This is a genomic window from Romboutsia sedimentorum (genome assembly GCF_030131845.1).
Lineage (GTDB): Bacteria > Bacillota > Clostridia > Peptostreptococcales > Peptostreptococcaceae > Romboutsia_D > Romboutsia_D sedimentorum.
Genome location: NZ_JASKYM010000001.1, coordinates 549463 through 572641 on the forward strand (window position 1 = coordinate 549463; position 23179 = coordinate 572641).

Annotated in this window: 18 protein-coding genes and 1 other annotated feature; of the genes, 3 read left to right on the forward strand and 15 right to left on the reverse strand. The window is 28.1% G+C overall.

Annotated elements, in window-relative coordinates:
• Positions 1-324: 324 nt before the first annotated feature.
• The 4 genes from QOZ84_RS02970 to QOZ84_RS02985 all read right to left on the reverse strand — a co-directional run bounded on the left by QOZ84_RS02970 (position 325) and on the right by QOZ84_RS02985 (position 6172).
• On the reverse strand, positions 325-2505 hold the full coding sequence (locus QOZ84_RS02970) for a sensor histidine kinase (RefSeq protein WP_284131472.1): 2181 nt from the start codon (positions 2503-2505) through the stop codon (positions 325-327).
• Complete coding sequence (locus QOZ84_RS02975; RefSeq protein ID WP_284131473.1) at positions 2480-3184, reverse strand: response regulator transcription factor; 705 nt, start codon at positions 3182-3184, stop codon at positions 2480-2482. The genes QOZ84_RS02970 and QOZ84_RS02975 overlap by 26 nt, the downstream gene beginning before the upstream one ends.
• 253 nt (positions 3185-3437) lie before the next feature.
• Complete coding sequence (locus tag QOZ84_RS02980; RefSeq protein WP_284131474.1) at positions 3438-5333, reverse strand: M20/M25/M40 family metallo-hydrolase; 1896 nt, start codon at positions 5331-5333, stop codon at positions 3438-3440.
• 41 nt (positions 5334-5374) lie between these two features.
• On the reverse strand, positions 5375-6172 hold the full coding sequence (locus tag QOZ84_RS02985; protein WP_284131475.1) for a transporter substrate-binding domain-containing protein: 798 nt from the start codon (positions 6170-6172) through the stop codon (positions 5375-5377).
• A gap of 229 nt (positions 6173-6401) precedes the next feature.
• Positions 6402-6610 (reverse strand) — a binding site (T-box leader).
• A gap of 370 nt (positions 6611-6980) precedes the next feature.
• Here QOZ84_RS02985 and QOZ84_RS02990 point away from each other — a divergent pair.
• A complete protein-coding gene (locus tag QOZ84_RS02990) occupies positions 6981-8609 on the forward strand; it encodes a Na/Pi cotransporter family protein (RefSeq protein WP_284131476.1) in 1629 nt (542 codons plus the stop codon).
• A 36-nt stretch (positions 8610-8645) separates the two neighbouring features.
• Here the strand turns inward: QOZ84_RS02990 and QOZ84_RS02995 are convergent, their stop codons facing one another.
• Positions 8646-9365 (reverse strand): SDR family oxidoreductase, encoded by a 720-nt coding sequence (locus tag QOZ84_RS02995; RefSeq protein ID WP_284131477.1) that lies wholly within the window; start codon positions 9363-9365, stop codon positions 8646-8648.
• 152 nt (positions 9366-9517) lie between these two features.
• On the opposite strand from QOZ84_RS02995, the gene QOZ84_RS03000 reads away from it, so the two are divergent.
• Complete coding sequence (locus QOZ84_RS03000) at positions 9518-9865, forward strand: winged helix-turn-helix transcriptional regulator (RefSeq protein ID WP_284131478.1); 348 nt, start codon at positions 9518-9520, stop codon at positions 9863-9865.
• A gap of 75 nt (positions 9866-9940) precedes the next feature.
• On the opposite strand, the gene orr is transcribed toward QOZ84_RS03000, so the two are convergent.
• The 8 genes from orr to QOZ84_RS03040 all read right to left on the reverse strand — a co-directional run bounded on the left by orr (position 9941) and on the right by QOZ84_RS03040 (position 19599).
• The gene (orr, locus tag QOZ84_RS03005; protein ID WP_284131479.1) at positions 9941-11035 is read right to left on the reverse strand and encodes an ornithine racemase Orr; all 1095 of its coding nucleotides are present in this window, start codon (positions 11033-11035) and stop codon (positions 9941-9943) included.
• Entirely contained in the window at positions 11020-12411 is a 1392-nt protein-coding gene (locus QOZ84_RS03010; RefSeq protein WP_284131480.1) for a GlmL-related ornithine degradation protein, read from the reverse strand. The genes orr and QOZ84_RS03010 overlap by 16 nt, the downstream gene beginning before the upstream one ends.
• Positions 12411-14615, reverse strand: a complete 2205-nt coding sequence (oraE, locus tag QOZ84_RS03015; protein WP_284131481.1) for a D-ornithine 4,5-aminomutase subunit OraE — start codon at positions 14613-14615, stop codon at positions 12411-12413. The genes QOZ84_RS03010 and oraE overlap by 1 nt, the downstream gene beginning before the upstream one ends.
• Positions 14609-14983, reverse strand: a complete 375-nt coding sequence (locus tag QOZ84_RS03020) for an ornithine aminomutase subunit alpha (RefSeq protein WP_284131482.1) — start codon at positions 14981-14983, stop codon at positions 14609-14611. Before QOZ84_RS03020 ends, oraE begins: the two co-directional genes overlap by 7 nt.
• Before the next feature lie 51 nt (positions 14984-15034).
• Entirely contained in the window at positions 15035-16459 is a 1425-nt protein-coding gene (gene ortB / locus QOZ84_RS03025; protein ID WP_284131483.1) for a 2-amino-4-oxopentanoate thiolase subunit OrtB, read from the reverse strand.
• The gene (gene ortA / locus QOZ84_RS03030; RefSeq protein ID WP_284131484.1) at positions 16452-16760 is read right to left on the reverse strand and encodes a 2-amino-4-oxopentanoate thiolase subunit OrtA; all 309 of its coding nucleotides are present in this window, start codon (positions 16758-16760) and stop codon (positions 16452-16454) included. The genes ortB and ortA overlap by 8 nt, the downstream gene beginning before the upstream one ends.
• A 105-nt stretch (positions 16761-16865) precedes the next feature.
• On the reverse strand, positions 16866-17930 hold the full coding sequence (ord, locus tag QOZ84_RS03035; protein WP_284131485.1) for a 2,4-diaminopentanoate dehydrogenase: 1065 nt from the start codon (positions 17928-17930) through the stop codon (positions 16866-16868).
• Between the two features lie 274 nt (positions 17931-18204).
• On the reverse strand, positions 18205-19599 hold the full coding sequence (locus QOZ84_RS03040) for a sigma-54 interaction domain-containing protein (RefSeq protein WP_284131486.1): 1395 nt from the start codon (positions 19597-19599) through the stop codon (positions 18205-18207).
• A 262-nt stretch (positions 19600-19861) separates the two neighbouring features.
• Between QOZ84_RS03040 and QOZ84_RS03045 the strand changes: the two genes are divergently transcribed.
• Positions 19862-20854, forward strand: a complete 993-nt coding sequence (locus QOZ84_RS03045) for a sensor histidine kinase (protein ID WP_284131487.1) — start codon at positions 19862-19864, stop codon at positions 20852-20854.
• A gap of 53 nt (positions 20855-20907) precedes the next feature.
• Here the strand turns inward: QOZ84_RS03045 and QOZ84_RS03050 are convergent, their stop codons facing one another.
• On the reverse strand, positions 20908-22365 hold the full coding sequence (locus QOZ84_RS03050) for a DEAD/DEAH box helicase (RefSeq protein ID WP_284131488.1): 1458 nt from the start codon (positions 22363-22365) through the stop codon (positions 20908-20910).
• A gap of 89 nt (positions 22366-22454) precedes the next feature.
• Entirely contained in the window at positions 22455-23093 is a 639-nt protein-coding gene (locus QOZ84_RS03055) for a hypothetical protein (protein WP_284131489.1), read from the reverse strand.
• Between the last annotated feature and the right edge of the window lie 86 nt (positions 23094-23179).

Below are 23179 nucleotides of genomic sequence, written 5' to 3' on the forward strand. Positions count from 1 at the left end.
TTAATTTTATGTAAATTATATCAGATTAATATATGTTTGTAATTTATAATTTTAACAAAAAAATCTACATCATTTTATGATGTAGATTTTTTAAATTATATTTTATTTTTTTCTTTATTTTCTTTTATTTGTTCCTTATTTAATATTTTTTTTCTAGAAATTAGTGTTTTGCACTCCGTACAAAAATAACTAACAGAACCTCAGCTATTCATAACTTCTAATTTTGAACTACACTTTGGACAATAATAATCTTTAACCATGATGTCACCTCTAATTGTTTTTATTGACTGTGCTATTTCAAATATTTTTAATCACTTCAGCATATTATTTAGTAAATTTTATAACTATTTTAAATAAATCCCCATCAATACTTACATCAAACTCTCCACCTTGCAATTCAACAAAACTCTTAGCTATTGCAAGACCTAATCCACTTCCTTCTGTATTTCTTGACTTATCTCCTCTTACAAATCTTTCAACTAATTCATTTACATCAAAATTTATTTCATCTGCTGTCATATTTTTTAAAGATATTTCTACATAATCATCTTTATCAAATATATCAATATATACTCTAGAACCTTCCATAGCATACTTAGTTATATTCACTAAAAGATTTTCAAAAACTCTAAACATACGTTGACTATCTAATTTAAGTATAATTTTATCGCTTGGGAAGTTATTTCTTATATTTAATGATGAAGTTTTGATTTTATCATCTACTTCAAGTAAAGTTTGCTTCATAAGAGATACAATATCTACGTCTACAATATTTAAATTTACATTTCCACTATTAGCTTTGCTCACCTCAAATAAATCTTCTATTAGTTCTTGTAATCTTTGAGATTTTCTATCTAAAGTATCTAAATATTTTTCACGTTTTTCTTCACTTAAATTTTTATCTTTTAATAAGTCTACATAAGTTATTATTGATGTCAAAGGAGTTTTTAAATCGTGACTTACATTTGATATAAGTTCTGTCTTCATCTTTTGACTTTTAACTTCTTCATCTACTGCTTTTTTAAAACCTTTTTGTATGTTTCCTATTTCATCTTTTAATACATTAAAAGTACCTAAATCGTCATCTGTATTAACATCCAAGTTTCCATTACTTATTTCATTAGTTACCTTTAATAAATTTGTATAATCATTTGTAATTTTATTGTATTGTTTTTTTATTATTACAAACAATACTACACTGTAAGCCGTTGCAACTAATATACCAAAGAACCACATACTACACATTAAAGTTATAATCATAAAATTTATACATACTATAGTTATGATTTTTTTATTATCTTTTTTGTTGAGTTGTATATTGGTACACCATTTAAATATTATTTGTATTTTATTTAGTATATACGCAAAAGTTTTATAAACTAAACATTTTTCTTTTATATAAGTTTTAAGTCCACTTTTGTATATATATTTTAATATCATAATCCCTGCAAATACTACTGAAAATCCTACAAACCAATAAATAACATTTATTGAGTAAGTTAAAATATTTATAATATCTTTGCTAAATTGTAATTGTGCAAAGGTTAAGAGTTCTCCTTTTATAGATTTAATTATTAAAAGTTCTACACCTTGATATATGAAAGTAATACTTAAGGCTACCAATAATATTGCTATCTCTAAAGGTATATTCACTATTTTTCTAAATCCAACTAATTCTTTTATTTCTTTATACGGAATTAATACTCCTGCTAGTACTATAAATATCATTGCTATATTTGTATATACTCTAGATGCACTTGAATAAGCATAAATTTCTTCTTGATGCATGTAAGAAGTTATTCTATCAGATGTAGATATGTTTTTAGGCACTCCATATACAAACTTCATATTTGTTATAGGCTTAATATCAAATCCATCTTGTAGATATCCTCTATTTAAAGGATTTTCTCTTTGTATACTTTGTATCAAATTTAATACATATTCTTTATTTGCACCATATATTTTTTCTATATTTACATTACCTTTGTCATCATAGTCTAATACCATATAAAAACTATATTTTTCTTTTAGTCCACTCATCGTTTCACTAGAAATTTCTTTACTTGCTAAAGCATCTATTTTTCCTTTTGTTACTTGTTTTACTTCATTATTTTTTTTATTTACAGCATAATATTCTAAATTTTTAAAATTATAATTTAAATATTTATCAAAAGTATATATATCATCATCTAAATTTTCTAACTCATGCTTATAATCAGTAAATTGCTCATTAGTTTCTTTTGGAAGAGTCGATTCCAATATTACATCTGATGGTCTTAATTTTTTATCACCATCTTGTTCATACATTTTATAATATAAAGAATAATTTATTTTATTAATGTCACTTAAAAAATTATCTTCTTCTTCAAAGATATTATATCCAAATTTTTCGCTATTCTTTTGTATTTTAGGATATGATAAACACATTCCTATAGATGCTATTAATATTATCGCTAGTACTACTATATTTATTATGTAATTATTGCTTTTCAATTTTGTATCCAACACCCCACACCACCTTTAAATATTTAGGATTTTTAGGGTTCACTTCTATCTTTTCTCTTATATTTCTTACATGAACCATTATTGTATCCGTGTTTACTGCTCTTTCTTTCCAAACTCTTTCATATATTTCATCTGCACAAAATACTCTTCCTGGATTTTGCATAAGTAAATTTAATATTTTAAACTCTATTGGAGTAGTTTTTATTATAGTCCCATCTACACTTACTTCTTTAGTATTTATATCTAATTCTAATCCGCCTATAGTAAATGAATTTTTGTTTTCATCGCTTTTTTTAACCATATTTAAAAACTTACTATATCTTCTAAGTTGTGAATTTACTCTTGCTAAAAGCTCAAAAGGCTTAAATGGTTTACTTACATAATCGTCAGCCCCAATATTAAGCCCTGTTATTTTGTCTATTTCCTCTGACTTAGCTGACAGCATTATTATTGGAAAATCATAATTTTCTCTAACTTTCATAGTAAAAGTTATTCCATCCATCTTTGGCATCATTATATCTACTATTGCTAAATGTATATTTTCTTTTTCTAAAATTTCTAGCCCTTCAACACCGTTGTTACCAATAAAAACTTTATATCCTTGATTTAACAAGTATGCTTCTATTGCTATTGCTATATCCTGTTCATCTTCTACTACTAAAATATTATATTTGTTCATTTTCTCCCCCATTTTATTACATTTTTTCATAATTATATAATATCATAGGTTACTTTTTTATTATCAAGTTTCATACCTCCTTTATTTAGATTTTCTATATTTATATAATAAATTTAATTTTTAAAGATATATTGTATATAAATCTAAAGAGTTTCTAAAGAATTCAAAAAAAAAATATTACTAGAGTTTTTATTTCTAGTAATATTTTTATTCATATTATATTTTAACAAATCTATATGTTTTTTTATTAAGATTAGTTTTTAAATATGTTTACTAACTTATTAAATGCATCCTCACTAACATTTCCTCCAACTTGAGTTATCTTTTTAGTATTTTTAGATGATAGCGCACTTTCTTGTGTATTATCTAATTGATTTCCTACTATAACAATTGGAGAATCTTCTTTAGCTGCTAATACACCCACTGATAAAGCATCTATTAAATCGCTTTGATTTTTCATTCCATCTTTTGCAACAAATATATTATTTAATTCTTTATTTGTATAGAAAGTTTTTAAAATAACTAAATTTGTTTCACTTCTGTTTTCTCCACCTAATCTTTTTGCATTAGGTAACTTATTTTCGACTTCATTTGAAACAGCACCTTCTTTTCCTATAACATAAGAAGCTTTGATATTCTTACTTTTTATAAAAATGTCAGATACTTTTATTCCTTCATTCGGTGAAGATAATACTATTGGCATATTTTTATTAGCTGCAATTGGTGCTATTGAAACTGCATCAGGTAATCCAGTTACTCCATTTACTACTGCTATCTCAGATATATCTCCTAAATTTTTAGCTAGTTCTAATGAAGTTTCATATCTAGTTTCTCCACTTATTCTATCTACATTAATATTCATAGATTTTAATTGTGATACTATATTGTCTGATACCACACTACTTCCACCTATAACATAAACATTTTTAGCTTTTAATCTGCTTATTTCTTTTTTAGTTTCATCATTTAATTTATTTGACTCTGTTAAAAGTATTGGAGCATTTTTTGACTTTGCAAAAGGAGTTGCTGAAATAGCATCTGCCATAGCACTTGAATTTACAATCACTACATTATCAGAATTATTCCATCCTCTGTTGCTTATTTTTACTGCAGTTGAATATCTTGTATCCCCTATAAGCTTATTTTCAGTTAAAGGAGGGTTTAATTTTAACAATAATTGTGGTAAAAGAGTACAATATTTTTTTATTGTATTTTTACCATGATCTCCCCATTTATTTTCAATAAATGTCAAGTCATCTCTTTGTGGGTTATGCATTACTTCACCAGATTCAGTTTCATAAGCTCCAGAACTTCCATCCTCTGGGTGTTTTTGATCATCTAATACTTCCCAGTTTGCAGCTTCAAAGTATAAGTATGGTACAAAATTTTTAAAACTAGCATGATCACTCCAGTTTCCTGTTGAAGGTGATGGATAATCATAATTTAATTTTGTATCATTTAAGTGCATATCTAAATTTAAATCTTTTGCTATTTCCATAGCTTGTTGTACTGGCCATGTGTTTTCTACTTTATCAGTAACTTCATTATAATTTCCACTATACATATAGCTAAATGTTCCGGCTAAAATAGAATCCATATTCACCATATAAAGTGTATTATTTTTCTCTTCTTGTGTCATTTTTTCTACATAAGCCTTAGAACCATTAAGGCCTCCTTCTTCAGATCCAAAGAATACAAATTTAATTGTATAAGGAGTTTTTACATTAATCATTCTTATCGCTGTTTCTAAATTTACAACAGTACCAGAACCATTATCATCTACTCCTGCAGTTCCTACACTATCATAGTGAGCACCAACTACAACTTCTTTGTTAGAATCACCTGGCTTTGTTACAACAACATTTTGGCTGTTTCGTTTTTCCCCAGTTTTTGTAGTAAACTCAAATGGTTGAATACTAACTTCATATCCAGCCGCTTCAAGTTTTTCTTTTATGTAATTAGATGCTTCAAGTTCTACTTTACTTCCTGGTGTTCTCTGTCTAAGATTTTTATCAATATGCTTTAAAGTATCGTATGCATATTCACCATAATCCCCTAATTTTTCTTCTGCAAATACTGTCATTTTACTTGGAAATAAATTAAATGCTATTAGTAAAGCTACTAACATTGAAAATAATTTCTTTTTCATACTAATCCTCCTATTGTAATTTTTTATATTAATATATTTTTTTATTGAGATAAGTTAGTTGCTTCCTCAACTAGTTTTTGTATTTTGTTTCCTTTTTTTAATGAATCTAAAATTTCATTAGTTTTTTTAACTAAAGAATAATCATCTGATTTTTTAGTTGCTATTGCAGACTTATCATCTTTAGATTCGCCTAAATCTATATTTGAATAAACTATATCTGGATATTCTTTTAAATAACCAGTAACTGCATATTTACTAACTACAACTGCATCGATATTTGAATTTTTAAGTTCTAATACTACATCTGGTATTTTTGAAAGAGCCTTTATATTTGTAGCTTCTATAACATCCTTTGCAAATCCTTCTTGAGTTGAAGCTTTTTGAACTCCTATTCTAAGATTTTTTAAACTTTCTACAGTTTTATATTTTTCTAAATCATCTTTTTTAACTAAAACAACATTTTCTCCGTTATAATAAACATCTGTAAAGTTTACACTCTTTTTTCTTTCCTCTGTTGGGTTCATTCCTGCAACTATCATATCTATATTTTGAGATTTTAATGCTGGCAATAATCCATCAAATTTCATGTCTTTTATTTCTAAATCTACACCTATCTCCTTGGCAATCTCTTTTGCCATTTCCATTTCAAATCCTACAATGGTATCTTTTCCATCTATTTTTTTGTGGAATTCATATGGTGGGTAGTCTGCACTTGTACCTATTATTAGTTTACCTTTTTGTTTTATTTCTTCTAACTGACTACTTTCATCTTTTGAAGAACACCCTACTAAACTTAAACTTAAAACTCCTACTAAAATTCCTAATGCTGCTTTTTTCATAATATTACCTCCTATTTGTTATTGATTATTATTTGATAATACAATTTTAGTTGTATCCCACTTCCCAAGACCTAGCTTATTTAGATATAAAAAAAGCCCCTTAGCCTAAAGGCTAAGAGACGAATTTATCCGTGGTACCACTCTTATTGATAAGCAACAATAATTATAGCTACACGAATTAAACAAAAATAATATATTTCTGTATTAAAAAAGTCCCTTGGCTATAAAGCCAAGAGACGAAAATTTCCGCGTTACCACTCTTATTGATAAGTATACTTATCCTCTCAATCTCTTAAGGCGAGAACACCTATTGCCATACTATTATTTCAAGCAATCTCCTCCAAAGCTCTCTTCTCAATAAACTTCATTATTAGGCTCACACCAACCCCAACTCGCTGAAATTCCATTTAGTGTTACTCTCTTTTTCTTAGGATTTATTGTAATTATTTGTTAATTAATATAATTATAATTGATTTGCAAAAATTGTCAACTATTTTATATACAGTATATTAATTTTAATTTATTTTATATAATTATCCGTATACTCATACTAAAAACACCCTACAATATAAAGAGATATTTTTTAGTAGATTCTTTACATGGTGTGTTATAAATTAATATTTTTTATAATTTCATTTAATTTTTTTACATATTTTTTAGATATAAATATATTTTTTTTTACATAATCTATATTTTTAACATTCTCTTAACATAATTTATCAAATTTTCTGTTATTATGTTATTGTATGCAAAAAAACAAAATAAAATATACATAATAAAATCATTTTATTCTTAGGAGGCGTCAATATTGTCTATATTTATAAGCCTTATTGGAGGGCTTGGACTTTTTCTTTATGGTATGAACCTAATGGGAGAAGGACTTCAAAAATCAACAGGACCTAAACTCGAGAAAGCTATAGAACTTTTAACTAGCAATGTAGTTATGGGTGTTTTAGTAGGTGCTATTGTTACAGGTATTATACAAAGTAGTGGTGCTACAACTGTAATGGTTGTTGGATTTGTTAATGCTGGAATAATGACATTATTCCAAGCAATCGGAGTTATAATGGGTGCAAATATTGGTACTACTGTAACAGCTCAGTTAGTATCATTTGATGCTAGTATATTATCATCAATAGCACTTGGAGTAGGTATTGTTTTATACATGATTGGTTCAAAATCTAAACCAAACCTTAAAAATATATCGGAAATACTTATAGGATTCGCTATTTTATTTATAGGTATGGAATTTATGAAAGATGCTGTTGCCCCATTATCTGAATATGAAGGTTTTAGAAATATATTAACAGGACTTGCAGACCATCCATTACTGGCTTTACTTGCTGGATTTGCGATGACTACTTGTCTACAAAGTTCAAGCGCGTCTATGGGTATATTAATAGCTTTATCGTCTCAAGGTTTAATACCTTTAGCTGGAGCACTACCTATATTATATGGAGATAACATTGGTAGTTGTACTACATCACTTATCTCAAGTTTTGGTGCAAATAAAAATGCTAAAAGAGCAGCATTAATGCATTTATGCTTTAATGTAATTGGTACTATGTTATTTATGCTTATACTTAACAAGCCTATTACTATGATAGTTACACATTTAGATCCAACAGACACAGCTAGACAAATAGCAAACTCTCATTCATTATTTAACTTAGCAAATGTATGTATCTTATTACCATTTTCTAAATATATAGTTAAGTTAGCTCTATTCCTTATACCGGATAAAAATGATGAAGATGAATATGATAGCCGTATAACTAAATATCTAGATGAGAGAATGTTAGAAACTCCATCTATAGCTTTTGGTAATACAATAAGAGAAACTCTTAGAATGGGAAATAAAGCTAAAAAAAGTTTTACTTGTTCTATGAATGCTTTACTTGAAAAATCTGAAGAAGATGCAAATGAAACATTTGAAAAAGAAAAAATATTAGACCAGCAACAAAAAAAGGTATTAGATTATTTAATTAAATTATCTAATAAAACTTTAGATGATAAAATGAGATTTTCTCTAGATTTATTATTCCACACAGTAAATGATATAGAAAGAGTTGGAGATTTATCTGAAAACATAGCAGAATTAGCTCAATTATCTATTAAAACTAAAGCTGTCGTTTCAGATAATGCTACATCTGAAGTAGTTGATATGTATGAAAAAGTTTTAAAAGCATATACATTATCTCTTGATGCAATGAAACAAAATAATATTGCTCTTGCAAAAGATGTTTTAAAAATAGAAGATGAAGTAAATGCTTTAGACAAACTATACAGAAGCAATCACATGAACAGATTAAACAAACATTCATGTAGTATAGATTCAGGTATAATCTACTTAGATTTATTAACTAATCTTGAAAGAATATCTGACCACTCTGCTAGTATAGCTAAAAGAGTTTTAAAAGTTAATCAAGCACTTTAATATACAAAAAGAGCCTAGGAAACTAGGCTCTTTTAATTAATCTTCTTGCTTAGTCTTTGCTATAACTATTTCTCTTATACAAACATCTTGTGGTTGATTATATGCAAAGTCTATACAACTAGCTATTTGTTGTGGGTCTAATCCACTTTCAATACTTTTTTTCCACTCATTATAATTAGATTTTATGTTTTCATCACTTGTATGAGATAATAGTGGTGTTTCTACTACTCCAGGAGCTATAGTTATGACTCTAACATTGCTACTTGCTACTTCTTTTCTTATATTTTCAGTTATTGCATGAACTGCAAATTTTGTACCACAATATACTGCATGATTGTCAAAAGTTTTTCTTCCAGCTATAGAACTTATATTTATTATAGTTCCTTCATTTCTACTTACCATATCTTTTAAAACGATGTTAGTTCCTGTTAATATTCCTTTTATATTAACATCTATCATATCATTCCATTCATTAAAGCTTTGTTCTTTTGGGTCACCTAATAACATTATTCCTGCACAATTTATTAAACAATCAACCTTACCAAATTTAGATTCAGCTTCTTTTATAGCTTCTTGCATCTTTTCTAAATCTGTAACATCAACTGATTTACATAATGAATTTTGAAGTTCTAATTCTTCCATTTTATCTAATCTTCTAGATAATAATAATACAGGATGATTATTTTTAGAAAACTGTTTTGCTATTGTTTTTCCTATTCCTGAACTTGCTCCTGTTATAACTACTAATTTTTTCATAATTACCCTCCATTTATTAAAATGATTTTTATGGTATAATTATATCTAAACTAATGTTTTATTTTAAGTACGCACATAATAGTTACATAGTGAAATGAAAGTAACTATTGTATAATTTCAGTAGTTTTAATTTAGCTTTATGGAGGAATTTTATGAAAAAATGTAGTTTGACTTGTGAAATGGAAATTACTTTAAATGTTATAGGTGGCAAATGGAAGCCACTTATACTTTATTTTTTAATAGAAAATGGAACTAAAAGATTTGGAGAAATAAAATCTTTTATAAATCATACATCACACAAAACTTTAACTAATCAACTAAGAGAATTAGAACAAGATAATCTTATATCTAGAACTGTATATCCAACTGTACCCCCTAAAGTTGAATACAGTATGACACAAAAGGGTATGAGCTTATATCCTATATTAGAAGCTATGTGTGAGTGGGGAGAAAACAATCTTGATGATAAGTATGAACTTATAAACCCTCAATGCGTATAGTTAGTATTGTCTAAACACAAAAGGAAGTATTTCACAATGATTAATTTCATTTTAAAATACTTCCTTTTTTTAATTTTAATAAGCCTCTTGTTTTTGTGTAAACTCACTATAAACTAATTCTTTATGCACATACTTACTAGTGCAAGACGTTAATAATCCCCCGTACTCTACTAAAAACTCTACCTTATCCCCAACTTCATAGGACTGTTTACAATCACTTACATTAAGTATCATATGATCAGAACTTGCACCTAATATCTCAATATCACTATCTATTGGCACTATCCCTTCAATATCTATATCTTGTTTACCAATTGCTACTATTGCTCTTTTTAAAATACCTTTATCTTCATACTTAGGTACATTACCAAATGCATCCATTCCTATTTCACCAATTGGTAATGATGGTTTTTCTTTTATTTCTACAACTTCACAAATCATCTTGAATGTATCTTGATAAGTATTTTCTATAACTTTACCATAAGCGGTTTCACGACCGAGGATTACTGCCTCTCCTAATCTTAGATTAGTTATACCTTTTGGCATTTTGAGATTTTGCAATAAATCTATAGAACTAGAATTACCACCTGATACAAATTCTAAAGTTATATTGTATTTATTTTCAATTGCTTTAGCTAAACTTGCTAATCTACCTAAGTTTTTCTCTGAAGGTATTATAGCTCCATAGCAAGTTAGGTTAGTTGCTATTCCAAATAATTTTATATTTTCTAGTTTTAAAACTTCTTCTACTGCACTAAATAGTTCTTCTTCTTTAAAATAACCTTCTCTTAAATCACCTAAATCAAACATTAAAACTATTTTGTGAACCTTGTTTTGTTTTTTGCTTTCTTCATTTAATTTATATATAGTTTTAAGTTCTGAATTAAAACTAACATCTACATATTTTACTACATCAGCTATTTCACTAAGCATCGGTATTCTAAGTAAAACTTTAGGTATATTTATATTTTGTAAATTTTTTATATTTTCAACTCTAGAGTCAGCTAAATAATCTACTTTATCACCACTTATTTTCTCAACTACCTCTGGTATTGCACAATATGATTTAGTTACCATTATCATATCTATATTATGAGATTTACATATCTGACTAAGTGTATCTACATTGTGCTTTAATTTAGAAATATTTATTTCTAACCTTGGATACATTTAACATCCTCCTTGAGATTTAAACTTTTCAACATAAGTTTTAGAGATGCCTCTTCATATTTTTTAGATAAAACCCCTAAGGATGCCATTATATAATCATTATCTACTAATATTTCTGCTTTTGCTTTTGGAAATAGTACTTCATTATTTCTGTTGTACTCACAAATATACTTCATTATTTCAACTCGTTGAGGTAAACGTGTAAGTGCTCCACCCGTTCCAACTATATACTTTACTTCAGTTAAATCTTTTCCTTCTGCTATCTTACTTTTACCGCTTGCTCCATATACATTTCTTATTATTCCAGCATGCCTTTTTGTAGCTCGGATTACAGCTTCTTTAGTTAATCGCTCTACAAATTTCATCTGGTCTGAAGTTTTTGGAATAGGTAAATAGTTATTCATAATTTCTTCTATATCAATACCATCTAAATCTTTTTGTAATTCTTCTTTTCCTATTAGATTAACTATATTTTTCATATTTACATAAACACCTAAATCGCCTTCTACACTTCTTTTAGCAACTGGTTCTGGATTTACTAATATTCTACTAACACCTTCGCTACCTTCAGTTACAGAATGAAGGTCAGTTGTAGCGCCTCCTACATCTATAACAATCAAGTCTCCAATATGGCTTTTTAAAAGCTTTGCAGATTCCATTACAGCGCCTGGGGTTGGCGTTATATGCTCGTTAACTAATTCTTTAACATGTTCCATTCCTGGAGCGTTTGTTATATGTTCTTCAAATACATTTTGTATTACTTGTCTTGTTGGTTCTATATTTAATAAATCTATTTTAGGATATACATTATCAACTATATAAAGTTTATAATTTGTTTCTTCAAATATTAATTTAATTTCTTCTTTATTTTCAATATTTCCTGCATATATTACAGGAACTCCAAGATTAAGTCCTGCAATAAGTTCCGCATTATAAAGAGCAGTGTCTCGCTCTCCATAATCTACTCCCCCTGCTATTAATATAATGTTTGGTTTTATTTCTTTTATTTCTTTTATATCAGTTCTTCTTATTTTCCCTGCTGTTACCTTATGAATTACGGCTCCTGCTCCTAATGCTGCTTCTTTAGCTGCTTTGGCAGTCATATCATAAACTAAACCATGAACTGTCATTTTAAGCCCACCAGCTGCACTAGATGTAGCAAACATATCTTCATATTCTATACTTTCTACGCCTAAGCTTTTAGATAAGTCTTTTATTGCTCCGTTAAGCCCGTTTCTCACATCTCCGCCTTCAAATACAGTTGTTGGTGCTTGCCCTTGCCCAATAAACTCTGGATTATCTGTATGTATGCCTGAGAAGGCATTTACAACTGTTGTTGTAGAGCCTATCTCAGCAACTAATACATCTATTTTCATTATTTACTTTCTAACTCTCTTCTTTTTTCAACTAAGAAAGTGGCAACGTTTACCCCTCTGTCACTTCTACCAAATCCAGCATCCATTCCATTTTCAACTGCTATCTCAGGCGTAACTTGTGTTCCTCCAGCGGCTAATATAACTTTATCTCTTATTCCTTTTTCTATACAATATTCATGCATTTTTTTCATGTTTTTATAATGTATATCATCATGACTTATTATAGTTGAAGCAAGTATTGCATCTGCATTTAATTCTATTGCTGCATTTACTAATTTTTCAACTGGTACTGAAGTTCCAAGGTAATGACACTCTATGCCATATTTTTCTATACCACCATGTTTTATATCTATTACTTCTCTAAGCCCAACAGAGTGCTCATCTTCGCCTACTGTTGCACAAACTATTTTTAATGGTTTAGCTTCTATTTCAGCTCTTATTTCATCATCTGTCATAATCTTTTGTTCCTCTGGTATTACTAAATCATTTATATCTATACTAAATCCAACTTTTCCTTTTATCTCTATTCTAGTACCTTCAGCACTGTGCATTACTTCTCTACTTATTACTTCTGGATCTTCTAAGTTCATTTTTTTAGCAAATTCAAGCGCTGCAAACTCTGCAGTTCTTTTGTCTGTTGGCAACATCATAGTAAGCATAACTGTTCCATCAGCACACCATTCCATTTCAGGTTTTATCTTTGTAGAATTTCTAAATTCTTCATTTTCTTTAAGTCTTACATTTACGTTATCCATATCATCTAATTCATCTATATATATTATTTTATCTGGATTTTCAAATGTACATCCATCTATTAATTTAGAAGGATCCATTGCACAAGTTCCATCATATTGAGCTACATTGTTGTATCCAAAGTGAGCAGTTACTGGAGCTAAATAATCTTCATCTCTTTCATAAACACTTCCTGCTCCTACACCTTCTTTAATTTTTCTACTTATTCCATCACCATTTCTCTCTGGATAGTTTCCTGAGTCAACAAAGAACCCTTGTTCAACTGCTTCAAAATATCCACCAACTTCTAACATTTCCTCCATATATAATACTGCTCTTTCTTTTAATTCTCTACTTTGTTCTCTTAAAGCACCAGTTTGCTTAAGTTCTATCATATCCATTAAGCCGTCCATACCAACTAGCGCTTGTTTAGCAGTGTCACAAGCTTCTATGTTATACATATGCCAAGGAACGTTTCTTCCTTCATCTGGAGTTATTGTAGACTGTATATCAGCTCTTGTTAAAACGGATGTTAATAAGTTAAGAACATGAGTAACTGTTGCTTCTCTAGTTGATGAATCCATATACTTAGTATTCATTTGAGCTCTCATCTTGTAATCAGAGAATAATTCTCTTAGTGCTACTGCATAAGGTAAATCTAGAGTTAAACATGGAGCTGGTGGTGCAGTTGGAGGTACTGTTGATAAGCATATGTTATCACTTTTAATACCTACTTTTTCAGAAAATACTGAGTTTAAGGCATGTTGTACCATTAACTCTGGCATAACCTTCCAAGCTTCTCTTGCAGTTGCATTAGCATTATGAGCTCCATCTATTTGAGCCATATTAGCAAAAGCCATTATATTTTTAGCTTCACAAGCGTCAACAAATGATCTTATCATATTTATATTTCTATAAAGTACGTTATATTGTGGATCTTGATGAGCTCCATTTATTCCTTCTTCAGCAAACATTACAGCAACTTCAGGTCCTGCAACCCCACTTACATAAGAATGGTAATTTATTGGTCTCCCCACTTCTTCTTCTATAAAATCAAGAGCTTTTCTTTGTGCTCTTACTTGTTTTCTAGTTATTGGAACTCCACCTATACCTTGTGGTGTACCTTCTATAAGTCCATCAAAGTGAGATTGACCAGCTGTTCTTATAACCATTATATGATCTGCTCCATGATGAGCTGCCATTCTCATTCTTCTTATATCATCTTCAAATCTTCCAGAAGCTATTTCAGTAGTTATAACCGCTTTAGGTTGTGGGTCTATATTATTAAAATATTTTGCTGATGGAAGTGCTACACTCTCAGTTAAAGGAGCTGAACAATCTTTGTATTTAAAAGGTCCCATTACTAAATCTTTATCATTTTCTCTCCAAGTCCAGCCTTTTCTCTTTGGTCTGTAATTTTCTAAATCCTTAAGTATATATTCTATATCTAATTTTTTATTTTCTTTTAGCATGATGCACCCTCCTTAGCAAATAAATTAACTACTTCATCCCAACATTTTCCATTCACTAACATTAAACCAGCTTCACGCACATCTATATTTTTGCTTTTAGATAACTTATAAACAACATGGCCTGCACCTTTACTTATAAGATTGTTTTCCATAACTCCAGTTAATATTTCTTTAGCTTCAAGAGATGAAAATCCCATTCTTAAAAGAACTGATCTTTCTATTGATGGAGTAGTATTTTTCTTTCCTAATTCCAACATCGGGTCAATTAGTTCTCCCGCTAACGCCCAAAATCTTGCTTTTAATTCTTCGTCACTCAAATTTGCTAAATGAGCTCTTCTATCTTGAAAATCATCTAATCTCTTTTTCATGCTAATCCCCCTATTTATACTTTTTTATTTAGGTTTACTTATTATAAATATTTAACAAGACTTTATTGAAAGTATTTCCTCTGCTATATTTTTTACAAATTCTTCACTGCATTTGGCATCTTTAGCTAAGAATTTTATATCTTTTTCACTTAAAGAAGAAATATTGTTGTTTTCTATAGCATTTTTTATATAAGATTTTCTTATTTTTTCCATGTTTATATCATTAATTTTCATCAAATTTGGATGAGATGGTAATATTAAATTTACACCACAAATTTCATCTTGTGGATTTCCAAATTTAATTTCTACTCCATTCTCACGAGCAAATGTAAGTTGTGGATTTATATGTTTTCCAGCACCTGTATACTCTGTTTCTTGAACTAATACAACTTGGTCTTCATCTAACTCTTGTGCTAAACTAAATGCAGCCGTTAAAGAAGTATTTCCAGCTGGACCTCTCTCTAACCCTTCAAGTTGAGCAAGAAGTTCTGTCATATAAAAAACTTCACCTTGATTTACAGTTACATATCTATCCATATATCTAAGTGGTCTTGCTGCAGATCTTGGTACATCTGATCGGTCTGGCCAAGTAGTAAATGGTATTCCAAATCCGGTATGACCTGTAGTAAATGATTTCTTATTAAAATGATTGTCACTTGCCATATGTAGTCCTTTTAAATTTACACTCGCACTAACTATCTTAGTATCACTTGCACCAGCTTTTATAAGCCCCCTAGCTGTTCCTGTTAAGTTTCCACCACCTGCATTAGTGCAAACTACTATATCTGGGTCTTTTCCTAATCTTTCTCTGCACTGCATAGCTATTTCATAACCTAGAGTTTCAACTCCTGCTATTCCAAATGGAGAATATAGTGATGCATTAAAATATCCAGTTTCTTCTAGCATTAATAAAAATGTATAAAATAACTCTGGTCCTACTGTTAATTGAACAACTTCTGCACCATAAGCTTCACATTTTCTTGCTTTTTCTATTATCTCAGGTTGACCAATGCCTCTGCTATCATAACACTCTTGAACTATTATACATTTAAGACCTTGCATAGCAGCTTGTGATGCTACTGCTGCCCCGTAGTTTCCACTAGTTGCTGCTATTACTCCTTTATATCCCATTTTTTTAGCATGATATACAGCAGTTGCAGCACGTCTTGCTTTAAAACTACCAGATGCATTTGCTGCTTCATCCTTTATAAATATTCTTGCTCCTTTTCCTTTTGGTGCAACTTTTCTAGCTAATGCAGTTATATTTTTAAGTTCTATTATAGGTGTATTACCTACTGCAAAATTTGATTGAATCTTTTCTATTTCGTCTAAAGAGTATCCCGTTTCTCTCATCATTTTTTCATATTCAAAAGATACTCCATCATTTTCAAAAAGTGAATAATCTATTCCTATAGCGTTTTTCATTATTTCATTTTTTCTATTCATTACAGCTTGGTAGCTATTGTCCTTAATCATTTAATTCACCCCCAAATAGAATATCTCTTGCTTGAAGTCCTATTTGAAGTAACTCTGGTATACATTTACCATAATCATGAGTATAGTAAGGATTTACGTTTACTAAATTTCCTTCTACACATCTTCCTGTAATAGTTTTTACTTTAACTAAATCAGAAATATTTGCATCTCTATCTATAAATCCCTTAACCCATGTTTCTAGAGGATGTAACTTTGTATCCTCCGGAACCTGAGGTGCCCTTTGGCTTGAGTCAAGCACAGTATTATGGATTATCACCCAATCTCCACGTCTAGCATCCATTCTAATCAATCTCCTTTATATTAATTAAGCTAACTAAGACTTTAATTTTACCTATTTTTCATAAATTGCTTAATTAGCTTAAACTTTTGATTATATTTTTATTTTTTAAGCTTTTGCACTTTCTTTTAATAAAACTAACTCACGAACATCCCCCATCATAGCTCTAGGAACTGGTATATCAAGCATAGTCTTAAGCCCTGGAATTGCATTTATAACATGAGGTATAGAGTTTACACACATTGCTATAGTTCCTATTCCACCTGGTATTTCTGGAGTTATTTGTAAATCTATATTTGGTACTCCTTTTATACTTACATAATCTCCTGTTGATAAACCTTCTAATTGAGGTAGTATTTGTTGTGGATGTTCCATTTCTATTTTCATAACTCCATCAACATACCCATATCCACATTGCTTGCATCCTGCTACATTTCCAGCTTGGACCTCTGCATACTCACTTTTTCTATATACATTACTCATTATTGGTTCTCTAGTTTGGTCTATTTTTTCTAAATTCCATCCTATACCTTCAGTTATCATATTTATAGATTCTGGGAATCCTACATGACCTGCTATTGATCCATTTTCTACACCCTTTTTAAATGCTTCTTTAGTAGCACCAACACCTTGTTCTACCATAACTGCTGTTCCAAATGGTGATAGATCGTTAACTCTAGCTGCTTTTATGTAATCTACTTCTTCACAAGTTCCACTTAATGCAAGTATTAATAAATCAAGTACAAATCCTGGATTTATACCTGTCCCTAAAACTGACACCCCATTTGCTTTAGCTATTTCATCTAATTTTTTAGCTAATTTTGGTTCTTGAGCTTTTGGATATGCCATCTCTTCTGCTGTTGATATAACATTTATTTTCTTTTCTAATATAAGCTTTATTTTATCAAATGCACCTTTTGTAAAAGAGTCTGTAGCTAACAAAACAACATCTGCACATTCATCAGTAAATACTACATCTGCATCAGATTTTATTATAACTTCACGTCTTTCTTCTTTTTCACATCCTAATACATCATAAATACTTTTGTTTACTCTATCTGGATGCATATCACATACTCCAACTATTTCTATTCCTTTTTTCTTAAGAAGCATTTTAGCCATTCCACTTCCCATAGCTCCAAATCCCCAAATACCAACTCTAACATTTCTCATCTTTAAATTCCCCCTTATTATTTTTCCTATCTTTTATTAAAGCAATTCTTGTGCCATTATTTAGTAATTTTAATTTACAAAGTATTTTTAATTTTGATATTGTTTTATATTTAGTTTCAAACCTTATAAAATGAATCAATTATCAAATTTTTCTGACATTAATATTTTTTTCAATTTTATATAATTTAAAATAATTTCAAATCTTAGAATTTATTTAAATATAAAAAAAGAGCATTAAATTTTGCACATATGCAAGATTTTTTGCTCTTTTTTGTTATTTCCTCGTTATATTATATTTTTTCATTTTATATTGTAAGTTTTGTCTACAAAGTCCTAAGATGGCTGCAGCCTTAGTTACATTTTCATTGGCTTTATTTAATGCTTCATTAATATATCTTTCTTCAATATCTGCAACAACCCAGTCTAGAGGTCTAGCATCTATATCTACAACATACATATTCTCAGCCACATTAGTTTTGTATTCATTTATATTTATCATATCTTCAGTTAAAATTTCTTCATCATCCATCATGCTCATACTAGAATATATAGTATTTTCTAGTTCTCTAACATTACCTTGCCAATAATGATTTCTAAGTTTTTTAATCCCCATATCACATATAGATTTTATACTTTTACTTAGTTTCTTATTGTATTTTTCTATAAATTTGTTCGAAAGCAATATTATGTCATTCCCTCTTTCTCTAAGAGGTGGTATTTGTATATAAATTACATTCAATCTATAATACAAGTCTTTTCTAATTTTACCTTCGCTTAATATATCAATTGGATTTTCATTAGTTGTAGCTATAACTCTAACATCAACATATATATCTTTAGTTCCTCCAACACGCCTTACATATCCTTCTTGAAGCACTCTAAGTAACTTAGCTTGAAGTTGCAGTGGCATGGAGTTTATTTCATCTAATAATAAAGTTCCTTTATTAGCTTGTTCAAATAATCCTGGTCTATCAACTGCACCTGTAAATCCACCTTTTACCGTTCCAAATAATATTCCTTCTAATAAGCTTTCTGGAAGTGCTGCACAATTTTGTGCTATAAAGGGTTGGTCACACCTTTTACTGTCATAATGAATAGACTGACTTATTAGTTCTTTACCCGTTCCAGTTTCGCCATATATTAAAACTGTAGCATCACTCTTTGATGCTTTTTTCGATATTTTAATAGACTTTTGAATAGATTCACTTTCTCCAATTATATCATCAAAATTGTATCCTAATTTTTCAGGGTTATTTGATTTATTAAATTTAGATTCTTTAAGTTTTAAAATTTGTTCTGATAACATCTGAATTTGAGTCATATTCTTTGATACTTCTAAAGCGCCAATAAGTTTCTCTCCTACTACTATAGGTACTGTATTATTTATAGTAGTTATTTCCTTGCCATCTTTATTTAAATATTTTTGTACATTATCTTTTATATCTTTTTTATTTTTTAAAACTTTAAGTAAAGTGCTATTTTTTATTTCCATACTTTGCAATACGTCTACAAATGGTTTGTTTAATACATCCTTTTTATCCATTTGCTCTAATTTTGCCATAGAATTGTTATATATGATTGTATTGCCATCTTTGTCTATAAAGTGTATTCCCTCATCGATACTTTCGATTATTTTTTCAATCACTTCACTATATATTTCTTCTTTCAAAAATAATCCCTCCCTATGTTTAAAACAGCTTTATTTTTTATAACTGGGACCTAATAAAAAAGCATTATTATATTACTAATTTCACATAAAATATAATTATCCTTTTTATTAATATTTTTTTATTAAAATGAATTATATTTATATTTTTTTGCAAACTAGTATAAAGCAAATATAAAAAAATTTATATTTATAATCTTATTAATACAATAATTTGGTATAATTTAAGTTGTAAACTATATTCAACCAATAAGGATGTCTGACTATGAAAAAAAAACGTACACAATTTATTGCTTTAGTTATTTTTATTTTAATTTTTACTTATGTAATAGTTTCGATTAAAAATATGAACATTGTTATTCCCGCACTTTTTAATATATCTGGATTAGTATTAATTATTATTACAGTAGCTCTTCATCATAAGATGATATTAAAACATAAAGAAGAATTAAAAAAAGCTAAAAAAATCGTTGAAGACACAAACATTGCTAAAAATAATTTTATAGCTAATATAAGTCATGAACTTAGAACACCTGTAACAGTTATAAGTTCTGCTAATCAACTTTTAAACGTTTTATTATCTAAAGAAGATATTACTAATGAACAAAGCATTACTAATAACTTAAATATAATAGCTCAAAATTCTAATAGATTACTTAGATTAACAAATAACATTATAGATATTGCAAAAATTGATTCAGGCTGCGTTGACTTAAAGCTTAAAACTGTCAATATAATTAATTTAATAGAAGATACTGTTTTATCTGTTGTTCCATATGCAAATTCTAAGAACTTAAATGTAGTTTTTGATACAAATATAGAAGAATTATTTATGTGTGTTGACTGTGAAAAAATCGAAAGATTAACACTTAACTTACTTTCTAATGCTATCAAATTTTCTGAGGATAATAAAGATGTATTTGCAACTATTTTAGCTGATGAAGATAATCTAAACTTTATTGTTCAAGATAATGGCATAGGCATAGATGATTTAAATTTATCTAAAATATTCGATAAATTTATGCAAATAGATAAAGGATTTACTAGACAAAATGAAGGAAGTGGAATTGGATTATCAGTGGTTAAGTATTTTGTTAAGTTACACGACGGAAATATTACTGTAGATTCGAAGTTGGGTGAGGGTACTTCATTTATAGTACAATTGCCAATTAAGACTAATCTTTGTGAGAATAATAACAAGGATATTCCATCTACTACTCGTAAAACTAATATAGAATTGTCAGATATTTTCAAATAAAAAAGCTTAGGGAATTCTAAGCTTTTTTATTTTATATATTTTTTAATAATAACTTATTGGTTTTGATTATCTCTTTTTATTTTTACAGGTTTCTTTTTTATGTTTATCTCTTTGTATTTTTTTAATAATGCTTCTCCCTTATGATTTAATATATCTACATAAGAACATAAATCTTGGACTTCTATAACTCCTATATCTTTGCCTTCTATTCCATCTAAATTACTTATCGCTCCAACTATATCTAAATTTCTTATCTTTTTCCTTTTTCCACAGTTTAAGTATATCCTAGTAATTTCACTATGTACTTTTTTAGGAACACTTTTAACTCTTTTGTCTTTTAAAAGCTTTTTTTGCATTTCTTCAAATTTAATTTTTCCATCTTTAGCTTTTTCTTCTCTTATATCGCTTAGTTCTTTTATTTCATATCCAATATAATCTTGTATTTCATTTATATATTTTTCATCTTTATTATTTACCATAGTTATGGCTTTTCCAAACTTATCTTTTCTTCCTGTTCTACCTATCCTGTGTATATAGTTTTCTTTATCTCTTGGAACGTCATAGTTTATTACTAAAGAAATATCATCTATATGAATCCCTCTAGATGCCACATCACTACTAACTAATACATTAAACTTAAATTCTTTAAAATCTTTTATTGCATATATACGTTTTTCTTGCGACATATCTCCATGAATTTCTTTTACTAAAAATTTATCTTTTTTCATTTGATTGTAAAGCTTGTTAACTCTTTCTCTTGTATTTAAAAATATCATAAGTGATTTTGGACTCTCAGAGTATATTAACTTTTTTAACATCTCATACTTATCTTTTTCTTCAATTTTTACATAGCTTTCATCTATTTGCTTTTTATTTATTTCTTCATGATTTTCTATCTCTACCATGCTTGGATTGTTCATATATTTTTGACTTACATATTGTATATCTTTATCTATTGTAGCTGAAAAAAGCCCTATTGTTTTTTTACTTGGTGAGTTTTCAAATATTATATCTATTTGTTCTATAAATCCTTTGTTTAACATTTTATCTGCTTCATCTATTATCAAATAATTTATATTTTGTATATTAATAGTTTTCCTTTGTATATGGTCTATTATTCTACCTGGCGTTGCTACTACTACATGCACTCTTTGCTTTAAACTTGATATTTGTTCTTTTATTGGTTGTCTTCCAAATATAGCACTACATCTTATTTTTTTTAATCGTCCTATATTAGATATTTCATCTTTAACTTGAAGAGCTAGCTCTCTAGTCGGTACTACTATAAGTGCTTGTATATTTGTATTCTCTATATCTATATTTTCACATATTGGAATTGCAAAACTTGCAGTTTTACCACTTCCTGTTTTTGACTTAACTATTGTATCTTCTTTATTTATAAGCTTTGGTATTACTTTTTCTTGTACCTTTGAAGGATTTTTATATTCTAGGTTGTTTAATGCTTTTATTATATTTTTATTTAATTTAAAATCAGTAAATTTATTGTTCATCTTTTGCTCCTTATTTTTTCATATGTAACTATTCATTATAGCATAAAAATATATTTAATATTATTTTAACAAGTTTGCTAGATTATTTATCATATAATCACTACATTTCTTTTCATATTATTTTTATTATCTATTTCAAATCCATATTTTATATATAACTTTCTTAAGTTTTTTTCACTTATTACGTTTTTATTTGCTAGCATTTTGCCTTCTATTGTTTTAATTTCTTTTAAATTATAATTTCTAATTTTTTTATTTATCTCACTTATAATATAATCTAATTTTTTAAGCAAAAGACCTCCGTAACCCTTGTTAGGTTTTATCGATGTAAAATCATTTATGTACAATACTGAATTTTCTTTTCTTTCATAATATGTACAATACATATACGTATAGTTTGTATCTCCCGTTATTATATTTATTTTTATTGGTATTCCAACATTTATCTCTTGTATATCTATAGTTATGACTATATAGACTATCTTGTTTTCTTTATTTTCTACATCAAATATAGTTATTATATTTTCTTGGTTATTTATATATTTTTTAATTTTTTTTAATAACCTAACATAATAATTATATTCTTTAATCAAAATTTCATCTTTAAATTCTATTTTTTTTGTATTTTCATATTTTATTTTTTTTAATTTATTATTTCTTATAGCCTTTATATTTTTATCCATAAGATTGTTTTTTATCTCATTTATTTTTATATCTAGACTAATCATAATACCCCCATATAAGATTATAAAAAGTTTAATTTTGAAAATATCTACTTGAATACTTTTTTATAATTTTATATGGGGGGTTTTAG